Source organism: Nocardiopsis lucentensis DSM 44048 (assembly GCF_000341125.1).
GTDB classification, from domain to species: Bacteria; Actinomycetota; Actinomycetes; order Streptosporangiales; family Streptosporangiaceae; genus Nocardiopsis; species Nocardiopsis lucentensis.
The window spans coordinates 1,459-13,353 of the sequence record NZ_ANBC01000518.1; the positions used below are offsets into that span (position 1 = coordinate 1,459).

The following is an 11,895-nucleotide window of genomic DNA, read 5'->3' on the forward strand; positions in this document are numbered from 1 at the left end:
GTGCCGCGGATGACGTGGTCGGCGTACACGGTGCCGTGGTCGGTGACGGCGGCGGGGCGACCGGTGTCCCGGCGCGGGCGGATCTCCTCCACGGAGGTGCCCTCGAAGATGTCCACGCCCAGGGACTCGACCACACGGGCCAGGCCCGTGACGAGTTTGGCGGGCTGGACGCGGGCCGCGTGCGGGGAGTAGGCGGAGGCCACGGCGCCGTGGACGGCCAGCCGGGGCTCGTGCTCGGGCTCCAGCACGTGGATGTCGTCGGGCCAGTAGCCCCACTCCTGGAGGTAGTCGATCTCCTCGACCAGGCGGTCGCGCTGGGCGGCGTTGGTGGCGACCAGGCGCATGCCGCCCTTGACGATGTCGGCCTCGATCCCCTCGGCCTCGGCCACGGAGGCGACCTCGTCGACCGTCGCCATCATCGCGCGCTGCAGGGCGATCATGGCGGCCTTGCCGTGTGACTGCGCGTAACGTTCACGGGAGCCGGCGAACTCAGCCGACAGCCACCCTCCGTTGCGCCCGGAGGCTCCGAATCCGGCGAACTCGCGCTCGACGATCGCGACCCGCAGGTCCGGCTGGGCCTTCTTGAGGTAGTAGGCGGTCCACAACCCCGTGTAACCTGCGCCGACGACGCAGACGTCGTAGTCCGCGTCGCCGGGCAGGGCCGCCCTGCGCTCGGGCAGCCCGGACTCGCGGAACCAGAACGAGACGGCGCCGTTGCAAAAGCGCGAGGATCGGGGAATCGGCCTCATCTGCGCGGCTGTGGTGAAAAGTCTCATCATTCCCCCCGGAACCTCATCGCCCACGGCCCACCCCGCGTGGGACCCCAGAACTCCCGCCAACCTACACGGGAACGAAGGCGCGTGGGATGTTTTCGACACGTTCGGGCGGATCGGCGTGGGGAGGTCGGAGGAAAACGACTACACAGCGTCCGAGCCGAGGATCCCGTCAACGGCACGCACTGTCACGGAGAGTACGCGCCAGCGAGGCCAGTTGTCGAACTCCGTCAGCGCCGAGCGGGTCCAGGACGTGCTCGCGGAGCCGTTCAACGTGCTTGACGCGCACCTGGTCGATGAAGGCCAGTCCGGCGTCGGTGAGGGTCGCGTACACGACCCGGCGGTCGGAGTCACAGGCCGCCCGCTCCAGGTAGCCCTCGCGCTCCAATCGATCGGCGAGCTTGGTGAAACCGCCCGTGCTCAGGCTGACCTCACGTGCGAGGCGACTCATGGGCAGCCGGTGGCCGGGGGTCCGCTGGAGGCGGATGAGCACCTCGAACCAGGGGCCCGCCATGTCCCTGCCGTCCGGTGTCACCCCGCCGAGCAGTTTGGGCTGGAGCGCGTTCATCGCCTCGTGGAGCAGCCCCCAGGCGGTGATGAGGTCATCGTCGCTGGGCACCCCGGAGCCCACACCCGCTGAGCCGTCTGCCGTCCGTGCCGTCATGTCCCGCGCTCCCCCGTCGTCCGCGGGTGGGCTCCGACGCTTCCCACCCTCAAGAAATATCTTCCCAGAAAATATTACTCGATGGTGGAGATAGAGGCCAGCACGTTCCCGGCGCCGCACCCGAAGCGTGACGATACGCATCGGATCGGATATTCCAGAGGCGGCGGAGAGGGTGGAGAGGAGGGGCCGGTGCGGGGTTCGTCCTTGATCGTGTCCCTGCCGTCTTCGGGGCACGGCAGGGACACGATCCCTCAGTGCCTCGCGGCCACCGCGTCCAGGGCGGCCGTGAGAGTGGAGACCATGTGGTCGATCTGCTCCCACGTGATGACGAGGGGCGGCGAGACGAGCAGCGCCCGGGGTACCGGCCGCAGGATGACCCCGCGGGAGCGCGCCTCGGCGAACACCTCCGCCGTGGTGATCCCCCGTTCGGTGAGCGCCTCCTCGGTGAGTTCCACGGCGCCCATGACACCCACGCCCGACCGGACCTCGGCCACCAGCGGGTGGCCGCTCAGGGTGCGCAGCGCGCTGTCGAGGTGGCGCTCGACCTCCAGCGACACCGTGAACAGGTCCTCGCGCTCCAGGATGTCCAGGTTGGCCATGGCCGCGGCACAGCACGCGGGGTGCCCGGCGTAGGTGGTGCCGTGCATGAACGGGTGACCCGGTTCGTTCCAGAACGGATCGGCCACCCGCCCGCTGACCACCACCCCGCCGAGGGGCAGGTACCCGCTGGAGACACCCTTGGCGAACACGATCATGTCCGGGCTGACACCGAAGCGCTCGATGCCGAACCAGTTACCCATCCGGCCGAAGCCGCAGATGACGCTGTCGACGACGAACAGTACTCCGTACCTGCGACAGACACTCGCCACCTCGGCGAAGTAGCCCTCCGGCGGCGCGAACACGCCGCCGGCCCCGATGACCGGTTCGGCGAAGAAGGCCGCCACCCGCTCCGGCCCCACGCGCAGGATCTCCGCCTCCAGAGCGTCCGCGGAGTCGTACGGGACCACGGAGGTGTCCTCGACGAGCGGACCGTAGCCGGTGCGGAAGCGCTCCATGCCGATGATGCTGGTCCCGAAGCCGTGCAGTCCGTGGTAGCCACCGGTGCGGCTGATGAGGTGGGTGCGCTGCGGTTGCCCGAGGACCCCCCAGTAACGACGGGCCAGCTTGGCGGCGGTGTCGATCGACTCGCCTCCCCCGCAGGTCAAGATGACCTTCGGGTCGTCGACCGGCGCGTGCGCGGCCAACCGTTCGCTCAGCTCCCAGGCGGGCCGGTTGGTGAAGTCCCCGTAGACGGTGTAGGCCTCCAGGGTGCTGATCTGCCGGTGGACCGCGTCCGCGATCTCGGTGCGGCCGTGCCCGACGTTGCTGTACCAGAGGCTGGACGTCCCGTCCAGATACCGGTCGCCGGACGTGTCCCAGAGCCACACACCCTCGGCGCGCTCCACGACGAACTCCGGGCCGGTGGCCACGGTGTTCATGTCGCAGAAGGTGTGCCAGAGGCGACTGGGCCCCCTGTGTTCCTTCGGGACGAGCGCGGACGAGACAACCGTTTCGGTCATATGGCGACCTCCGAGCCGAGTCATGCGCATGAGCGCAGCGGAAAACTCAGGTTGAACCGACCCACACTTGGGCGCCCAGAGTGTGTCAGGTGCTTGCAGGCTAAGTTCTCCACCCACCAGTGAGCAAGAGCCAAAACGATCCTTCATGCCCCGAAACCCAAACTTCATGCGGGCTACCCTCGGCAACCAGCACCAAAACCCCTTCTACGCAGGAAAAACGGGGCGAAAATCAGTTCAGATCCGACCCGCGGGAACCGACGGTTTCGCCACGCACCGGGTGTCCCGGTTCACGTGTGCGGCATCCACCCGACACGACGACGGCGGGGCCGGTCGCCCCCTTCCGGGAGAACCCGCCCCGCCGTACCTCTCCGGGCCCGCGGCCTGTCTTCTGGGGCGATCGCCCCAGGGGTGGCGCCCGAACACGGTCCGAAGCGCGGCGAAGGCCCGAAGAAAACACCGCCTACGCGCGCGGAGTCGCTCCCGTGCGCTCGGCCGCCGTCGCCACGGCGGCGTCACGCGCGGCGGTGGTCTCCTCGGCGGTCAGCGTGCGGTCGTCGGCTCGGAACCGCAGGGTGAAGGCGATCGACTTACGCCCCTCCCCGACCTGCTCACCCGTGTAGACGTCGAACAGGCGGACGCTCTCCAGCAGGTGACCCGCGCCCTCGGCCAGGGCATCGCCGACCGTTCCGGCCGGGACCGCCTCGTCCACGATGAGGGCGACGTCCTGGGTGGCCACCGGGTAGGTGGACACCTCGGGAGCGACGGTCTCGGTGCGGGCCCGCTCGATGCGGTCAAGGTCGACCTCGACGGCCGCGCTGCGCTCGGGCAGGGAGAACGCCTTGACCGTGCGCGGGTGCAGCTCACCGGCGTGGCCGACGAGCACGCGCTCACCGTCCACCCGCGTGTAGAGCGCCGCGCAGCGGCCGGGGTGCCAGGGGGCGTGCTGGTCGGCCTCGACCTCCAGCTCGACTCCGGCGACCCGGGCGACGTCCCGCGCCGCCTGGATCGCGTCGGCCCAGGAGGCCGGGCGGCCCCGTCCCCACCACCCCGCACGCTCGGCGTCGCCCGCCAGGACCGCACCGACCCGGCGCGGTTGGTCGGGCAGGGCGGCGTCGATCTGGCGGAGCTCCTCGGCGCTGGGCCCCCGGTCCACCGGCAGCAGCGGCGCGCGGGTCGATCCGGGCTTGGGGCGGTACACCAGGCCCATTTCGAAGAGCGCGACGTCGGGGAAGCCGCGGCCCACGTTGCGCGCCAGGGCCTTGAACAGGCCCGGCAGCAGCGTGGTGCGCAGTAGCGGCTCCTCGTCGTTGAGGGGGTTGGCCAGGCGCAGGCCCACCCTGCGGGCGTCATCGGCCTCCAGCTGGAGCCCGTCGAGGTCACGTTCACCCACGAAGGGGTAGCTGAGCACCTCGTTGTACCCGGTGGCGGCCAGGGTCCGCCCGACCGCGCGGCGCAGTCGCTGGCCGGCGGTCAGCCCGCGCCCGGAGGGGGCTCGCGGCGGAACCGAGGGGATGTTCTCGTAGCCCTCGAGCCGGATGACCTCCTCGGCCAGGTCGTTGGGGTCGGTCAGGTCGGGCCGCCAGGTGGGCGGGGTGACCGCCAGGGTGCCGCCGTCGGCCTCGATGGAGCAGCCCAGGAGGCGCAACCACTTCTCCGTGGTGCCCTCGGGGTAGTCGACCCCGGCGACGGCGCCCGCGTGGGCGGCGTCGACGCGGATCGGCTCGCGGGGCGTGGTCTGGTCGACGTGGGTGTAGGCGTTCTCGACGGTGGCACCGCCCAGCTCGGCGAGGAGCCCGACCGCACGGGTGGCGGCGGCCAGCTGGACGGCGGAGTCGATACCGCGTTCGAAGCGGCGGGAGGACTCCGAGGACAGCTGGTGGCGGCGCGAGGTCCGCGCGATGTGCATCGCCTCGAAGTGCGCGGCCTCCACGAGCACCTCGGTGGTGGTCAGGGAGATCTCCGTGGACAGCCCGCCCATGACGCCCGCGATGTTGACCGGACCGGTCGGATCGGCGATGACGATGTCGTCGGAGTCCAGGGCCCGCTGGACGTGGTCCAGGGTCTCCAGCTTCTCCCCCTGCGCGGCGGGACGCACGCTCAGGGCGCCCTTGAGGCGACCGCGATCCCAGGCGTGCAGCGGCTGTCCGAGTTCGAGCATCACGTAGTTGGTGACGTCGACCGCCAGGGAGATCGGACGCACACCGCTCTGGTGCAGGCGGCGGCGCATCCACATCGGAGTGGGCGCCTGGGGGTCGAAACCGGTGGCGCCGCGCAGGACGTAGCTGTCGCACACCTTCGGGTCGACCTCGGCCGGGTGGCCCTCACCGGTGGGCACGGCGACGTCGACGGCGGCGGGGTCGCGGAAGTCCACCCCGTACAGGGCGGCGGCATCGCGAGCCACGCCGCGCATGGACAGGGCGTAGCCGCGGTCCGGGGTGACGGCGATGTCGAGGACGTCCTCGCGCAGGCCGAGCGGACCGATGGCGTCCGCGCCGGGCTCGCCGAAGCCCTCGGGCAGGACGATGATGCCGTCCGGGTCCTCCCACAGCCCCAGCTCGGGGGTGGAGCAGATCATGCCCGCCGACATGCGGCCGTAGGTCTTGCGGGCGCCGATGCTGAACCCTCCGGGCAGTACCGCGCCGGGCAGCGACACGACGACGAGGTCGCCCTCGACGAAGTTGCGGGCGCCGCAGACGATCTCCTGCGGCTCTCCGGTGCCGTTGGCCGGCCCGACGTCCACCCGGCAGAACCGGATGGGCTTCTTGAAGCCGGCGAGCTCCTCGATCTCCAGCACGCGGCCGACGACGATCGGGCCGCTGATGTCGGAGCCGAGCTCGTCGACGGTCTCGACCTCCAGCCCGGCCAGGGTCAGCTTGGCGGCGAGGTCGCGGGCGGTGACGTCGGACGGCAGGTCGACGTACTCCCGCAGCCAGGTCATGGGGACGCGCATCAGTTCTCACTCCCGAACGCCGAGGTGAAGCGGACGTCGCCCTCGACCATGTCGTGCATGTCGCGCACCCCGTGCGCGAACATCAGTGTCCGTTCGATTCCCAGGCCGAAGGCCCAGCCGCTGTAGACCTCGGGGTCCACCCCGGCGGCGGTGAGCACGCGCGGATTGACCACGCCGCAGCCGCCGATCTCGATCCACCCCTCGCTGGAGCAGGTGCGGCACGGCGCCTCCGGGTCGCCCACGGACGCGCCGCGGCACGCGAAGCACTCCATGTCCACCTCGGCGGACGGCTCGGTGAAGGGGAAGTAGGAGGCGCGGAACCGGGTCCGCAGGCCCTCGCCGAACATGCCGTGCACGAAGGCGTCGATGGCGCCGCGCAGGTGTGCCAGGGTGATGCCCCTGTCCACGACCAGGCCCTCCAGCTGGTGGAAGACGGGACTGTGCGTGGCGTCGAGCTCGTCGGTGCGGAAGGTCTTGCCGGGCGCGACCACGTAGACGGGCAGCTCGCGCGAGAGCAGGGCACGCACCTGGACCGGGGAGGTGTGGGTGCGCATGACCAGGCCGGTCTCGCCCCCGTCGGGGCTCTCGACGAAGAACGTGTCCTGCATGGTGCGGGCCGGGTGGTCGGGCAGGAAGTTGAGGGCGTCGAAGTTGAACCACTCCGCCTCGATCTCCGGCCCCTCGGCGACCTCGAAGCCCATGCCGACGAAGATGTCGGCCATCCGCTCGGCGACGGTGGTCAGCGGGTGTCGGGCCCCGCGCGGCGCGCGGTCCCAGGGCAGGGTGACGTCGACCCGCTCCTCGACGAGGACACGCTCGTCGCGCTCGGCCTCGAGGACCGCCTGGCGGGCCTTGAGTGCCTGGCCCACGTCGCGGCGGGCGCCGCCGACGCGCTTGCCCGCGTCGGCCTTGGCGGCCGGGGGCAGCGCGCCGATCTCCCGGTTGGCGAGCGCCAGCGGCGAGCGGTCGGAGGCGTGCGCGAGCCGGACCTCCTTGAGTTCGGCGAGGTCTCCGGCGGCCTCGATGGCGGCCAGAGCCTCCTCACGCATACGGGCGACCTCGTCGGGGTGCAGGGGGGTCACCTCGACGGGGTCGAAGGAATTGTTCGGTGCAGACATGGTTGGTTGCCTCGCCGCCGGGCCCCGCGACGGGGGTGGGCGGCAGTCACGGTCCGCCCCCCGGGGGCGGACGAAGCCGACAGGACAAGCACAGGCGGGTTGCGGGCGGCCCGGGTGACGGGTCCACCGCCGCGGCCCGGGCACGCTGAGACGCCCACCGGGGCCGAAGGTCTGAGGTCTCAGACGAACTCGGGGGTCCCGGCGGGCATGGTAAATCGGAACTCGGCGCCGCCGCTGGGGGCGCGCCCGACGGTGATCGTGCCGCCGTGGGCCTCGACGAGACCCTTGACGATGAACAGCCCGAGGCCGGTCCCGCTCCGGTGCTTGCTGCGCCAGAACTGACGGAAGACGCGCGGAATGGTCTCGGGCGCGATGCCCTGGCCCTCGTCGCGCACCGACACCGCTGTTCCTCCCTCGCACGGCTCGATCACGATACTGACAGTACCAGCGCCGTGCCGCACCCCGTTTTCCACCAGGTTCGACAGGATCTGGCCGATCTTGTCGGAGTCGAGCCACATCTGCGGGAGTTCGCCCCGGGTCTCGACGCGGAAGCGCTCCTCCGGCTCCCCGGCGGCCACGCGTCCGGCGACGACACGGCGCACGGCGTCGGGAAGGTCGACGACCTGGCGGCGTACCTCCAGACGGCCGGACTCGATCCGGGAAACGTCGAGAAGGTCGTGGATGAGGCGGGTGACGCGGTCGGCGTCGGCGTTGACCGTCTCCAGCATGAACAGCTTCTGCTTGTCGGTGAGCCGTTCCCACTTGGTCAGCAGGGTGGAGGTGAACCCCTTGACGCTGGTCAGGGGGGAGCGCAGTTCGTGGGCGACCTCCGAGACGAGGTCGGCGCGGCTGCGGTCGGCGCTGGTGGCGGCGTCCCTGAGCGTGATGACCAGGCGGACCAGGTCACCGCCGGGCCGGGCGCGCACGTAGCGGGCGGCCACGAGGATCTCACGGTCGTCGGGGAGGTAGAGGGCGCGTTCGGCCTGTCGGACGCGGTCGCGATCACCGCCGTAGGGGTCGCTGGCCTCCCACCAGTCGTGGCCGTCGGGGCCGACGAGGGCGAGGGCCTCCCGGAAGTCGCGGCCGAGGGCGGAGCGAGCCGGGATGCCGGTCAGATGGGAGGCTTGGGCGTTGAACAGGACGACACGGCCGCCCGCGTCGGCGACCACCACCCCGTCGGGGAGGTCGTCGGCGTGCAGGGGGGCGCCACCAGGTCCTCCGGAGGCGCCGTCGACGTCCCAGAGGGCGGTGTCGCCTGCTTCCGTGACGGTTGTGAAACGAACGCCCGAATCGCGCGTATTCTCCGGTTCAGAGGGAATGTCGGTAGCTGGTTCGGCCCCCCGAACGGGGTCTCCCATGGCGTGCCCGGTCCCACCGTCTGAGTCCTCCGCCGGGTGACCCGCCTGCCGGCCGCTGCCCACGCCTCTCCCCGCTCCCCTTGAAGATCCACGACCGCACGTGCGCCGGGCCGAGAACCGCTGACCGGTGGCGTCCGCCCCACGTCCGCGGGCACCACCGCAGGTTGTCTACCCTGCACTCCGACCTGGTACGCCTTGTGGACCGGGATCGGGACGTCCAGCGGTAGACGAGCGTACAAGCACTCCCCGAGCGCCCGCCCTCCGTGGACGGGGATCCTCCGTCCACACGGCGCGGCGCGTGCTCACACCGTGTCGTCAAGCCTGCCCGGCGACGACGGTCCACCCCAGCCCCGACCCGTGAGGCGGGTGGGCGCGCGACCGCCTACGCGGAATCCGCATGGTCCTCCGTGGCCCGAGAACGACCTTATCGGTACCGGCCGCCTGAGGATGTGCGTTTGAGGTCGAACGCACGACCAGCGGCAGGTTGTGCCCGGCCCGCTCGGACGCCGGGTGCCACGGAGAGTGAGGGCGCGCCCTCTCCGGTGGGGCGGGACCGGGTCAGGCGTCCACGCTCGGGGATCGCCGCTGCTGACGGGCGGTGGTGTAGAGGCAGACCGCCGCGGCCGTGGCCAGATTCAGGCTTTCGGCCCCGCCGTAGATCGGAACGCTGACCGCTCCGTCGGTGAGGCGCACCGTCTCCTCGGGCAACCCCCAGGCCTCGTTGCCGAAGACCCATCCGACAGGGCCGTCGAGGTCACCGCCGTCAGCGACCTCGTGCAGGTCGCGGGGGCCGCCGCCGTCGGCGGCCCACACCACGGCCCCGCGTTCGCGCAGGAAGTCCACGGCCCGGGCGACGGGGACGCCGACAACCACCGGCAGATGGAACAGGCTCCCGGCGGATGCGCGCACGCACTTGCCGTTGTAGGGGTCGACGGAGGCGTCGGTGAAGATCACGACGTCGGCCCCCGCCGCGTCGGCGGTCCGCAGGACGGTGCCCGCGTTGCCGGGGTCGCGCACGTGGGAGAGCACGACCGCCAGACGGACGTCGCCGACCCGGTCGAGGGGCACGTCGACGAACTCGCAGACCGCGATGATCCCCTGGGGGGTCACGGTCTGGGCCAGCTCCGACATCACGTCGAGACTGACCCGGTGGGTGGGGACCCCGGCCTCACGGGCGGTGTCCACCAGCGTGAGGTGGCGCTGCATGGCCTCCGCCGTGGCGAAGACCTCGACCACCCCGGCACCGGCCCCCTCCGGGGACCGGCTCTCATCGGCCGCGGCGGCCAGGGCCTCCCGGACCGCCTGTGGCCCCTCCGCCAGGAAGCGCCGCTCGCGTTGGCGGAAGGTGCGCTTGGCGAGCCGCCGAACCCCCTTGATCCTGGGTGAACGGATACTCGTGAACTCGTGGCTCGCCATCGCGTCGTCTCCCGAGGGCGTCAGGCCGCGGCAGAGGCGGGGAGGGCCTGCTTGGCCTTCTCCACCAGGGCGGCGAACGCGGCCTCGTCGTTGACGGCCAGCTCGGCCAGCATGCGACGGTCGACCTCGATGCCGGCCAGCTTCAGGCCCTGCATGAGGCGGTTGTAGGTGAGGCCGTTGGCGCGGGAGGCGGCGTTGATGCGCTGGATCCACAGACGACGGAACTGCCCCTTCCGGTCCTTGCGGTCCCGGTAGGAGTAGGTCATCGAGTGGAGCATCTGCTCCTTGGCCTTGCGGTACAGGCGCGAGCGCTGACCGCGGTAACCACTGGCGCGGTCGAGGATGACCTTGCGCTTCTTCTTGGCGTTGAGAGCCCGCTTCACGCGTGCCACTGTGACTCCCTCGTTGTCTCTTCCGGCGCGCACGGCGCACGGAGGCGGCCCGGCTCAGACGAGCCCGGCGACCGTGATCGCTTCAGGTTGCTCTCCTCCGGGTGCCGTCACCGCGCCGGGCGCGTGGGCACTCCCGAACGGGAGGAGAAGGGTTCGGCCTACTTGCCGAGGAGCTTCTTGATGCTCTTGGTGTCGGCGGGGGCAAGCACGGCCTCGTTGCTCAGCTTGCGCTTGCGCTTGGAGGTCTTGTGCTCAAGGATGTGGTTCTTGTTGGCACGGCGGCGCATGATCTTGCCGGAACCGGTGACCTTGAAGCGGTCCTTGGCTCCACTGTGGGACTTGTTCTTCGGCATGTCGCCGTCGTCTCCTACTCCGTCGGCGCGCCACCAGCGGTGGGCTGGTGACGCGGTTCTTCCGCTGCTATGGCGGGCTCCCAGCGCGCGTCCGACCGACGCGTCCGGGCCGTTCGCGCACAGCCCACCCCACCACCCGGCTTCCGTTCACACGGCGACCGGGCGGTGGGGGACTTCCCCTGACGCCGCTACGCCTGTTCGCGCTGCTGGCGGCGGGTCCTGTCCCCCGCCGCTGCACGGGCCTCGGCCTTGTGCTCGGACCGCCGCTTGTGCGGGCCGATCACCATGACCATGTTGCGGCCGTCCTGCTTGGGCTGGGACTCGACCGTGCCAAGATCCTGGACGTCCTCGGCCAGCCGCGCCAGCAGTCGACGGCCGAGTTCGGGCCGGGACTGCTCGCGCCCGCGGAACATGATCGTCACCTTGACCTTGTCCCCGCTCTTGAGGAACCGGACGACGTGACCCTTCTTGGTCTCGTAGTCGTGCGGATCGATCTTCGGGCGGAGCTTGATCTCCTTGATGATCGTGTTCGACTGGTTCTTGCGCGACTCGCGCGCCTTCACCGCGGACTCGTACTTGAACTTGCCGTAGTCCATCAGCTTGGCGACCGGCGGGCGGGCGGTCGGCGCGACCTCGACGAGATCGAGGTCGGACTCCTGCGCCAGACGCAGCGCGTCCTGCACGGAGACGATGCCGACCTGCTCACCGTTGGGTCCGACAAGACGGACCTCGGGCACCCGGATGCGGTCATTGATGCGGGGCTCGGCGCTGATGAGACCCCTCCCTAGCTTTCTCGGATTACCTGGGACCGGCCGTCCGCCGGGAGGAGGACGGCCTGTTCGACCGGGGCTCCCGAACCCGTCGGGCCTCCCGGCCGCGTCGGGGTCCCCGAAAAGCGAAAACCCCGCCAGCATGTGCAAGCGGGGCGATCCGACCGATGTTCCCGACGGCGGACACGCGTGTGCGCCGGATCCCCTGAGGGACCACTGGCCAGCACGACACGGCTGCCCGTTCATCGGACCGGAACCCACACGGGCCGAGCCCGGCAGGTGGGAGGATCATTCTCCGCTTGCGGTTCCGGTGTGCGCGCACACCGGACCAAGTCGATACCGCACCACTCTAGCACCACACCCGGGGTGCTCGGTCACGTGGTGTCGGCGCCCGCGCGGCGGTCCAGTTCCGCCTCACCCGCCGCGCGCATGGCCGCGACCGGAACGTCGGCGATCCCGGTCATCAACCGGACCTGGGCGACCGCCTGGTGCAGGAGCATCGGGAACCCGCCGACCACACGACCGCCGCGCTCGGCCACCGC

At 71.0% G+C, this 11,895-nt stretch carries 10 protein-coding genes and 1 pseudogene (1 of these 11 only partly in view); all 11 read right to left on the bottom strand.

All coding sequences use genetic code 11. The features are described from left to right. Window positions 1–776 carry the 5' portion of an NAD(P)/FAD-dependent oxidoreductase gene (locus D471_RS0118285; RefSeq protein ID WP_026127848.1) on the bottom strand. Its footprint begins 640 nt before the window's first position, so only the first 776 of its 1,416 coding nucleotides appear in the window; the start codon lies at window positions 774–776; its stop codon lies beyond the left edge, outside the window. Window positions 777–945: 169 nt separating this feature from the next. Further along, window positions 946–1,437 (bottom strand): MarR family winged helix-turn-helix transcriptional regulator, encoded by a 492-nt coding sequence (locus D471_RS0118290; RefSeq protein ID WP_040690199.1) that lies wholly within the window; start codon window positions 1,435–1,437, stop codon window positions 946–948. A gap of 251 nt (window positions 1,438–1,688) precedes the next feature. Continuing rightward, window positions 1,689–2,915: an aminotransferase family protein gene (locus D471_RS0118295; RefSeq protein WP_026127849.1), complete on the bottom strand. Its 1,227-nt coding sequence runs from the start codon at window positions 2,913–2,915 to the stop codon at window positions 1,689–1,691. Between the two features lie 541 nt (window positions 2,916–3,456). Beyond that, window positions 3,457–5,946 carry a phenylalanine--tRNA ligase subunit beta gene (pheT, locus tag D471_RS0118300; RefSeq protein WP_017599958.1) on the bottom strand — a complete coding sequence of 830 codons (2,490 nt, stop codon included), beginning with the start codon at window positions 5,944–5,946 and terminating at the stop codon, window positions 3,457–3,459. Continuing rightward, window positions 5,946–7,064, bottom strand: a complete 1,119-nt coding sequence (pheS, locus tag D471_RS0118305; protein WP_017599959.1) for a phenylalanine--tRNA ligase subunit alpha — start codon at window positions 7,062–7,064, stop codon at window positions 5,946–5,948. Before pheS ends, pheT begins: the two co-directional genes overlap by 1 nt. 179 nt (window positions 7,065–7,243) lie before the next feature. Next, entirely contained in the window at window positions 7,244–8,485 is a 1,242-nt protein-coding gene (locus tag D471_RS0118310) for a sensor histidine kinase (RefSeq protein ID WP_026127850.1), read from the bottom strand. Between the two features lie 495 nt (window positions 8,486–8,980). Then, window positions 8,981–9,838: a TrmH family RNA methyltransferase gene (locus D471_RS0118315; protein ID WP_017599961.1), complete on the bottom strand. Its 858-nt coding sequence runs from the start codon at window positions 9,836–9,838 to the stop codon at window positions 8,981–8,983. Window positions 9,839–9,858: 20 nt separating this feature from the next. Continuing rightward, window positions 9,859–10,230 carry a 50S ribosomal protein L20 gene (gene rplT / locus D471_RS0118320; RefSeq protein WP_017599962.1) on the bottom strand — a complete coding sequence of 124 codons (372 nt, stop codon included), beginning with the start codon at window positions 10,228–10,230 and terminating at the stop codon, window positions 9,859–9,861. A 158-nt stretch (window positions 10,231–10,388) separates the two neighbouring features. Further along, on the bottom strand, window positions 10,389–10,583 hold the full coding sequence (gene rpmI, locus D471_RS0118325) for a 50S ribosomal protein L35 (RefSeq protein ID WP_017599963.1): 195 nt from the start codon (window positions 10,581–10,583) through the stop codon (window positions 10,389–10,391). A gap of 188 nt (window positions 10,584–10,771) precedes the next feature. Continuing rightward, a complete protein-coding gene (gene infC, locus D471_RS0118330) occupies window positions 10,772–11,356 on the bottom strand; it encodes a translation initiation factor IF-3 (RefSeq protein WP_083924251.1) in 585 nt (194 codons plus the stop codon). A 371-nt stretch (window positions 11,357–11,727) separates the two neighbouring features. Beyond that, window positions 11,728–11,895: pseudogene (locus D471_RS38510) on the bottom strand (shikimate dehydrogenase); the annotation flags it as partial.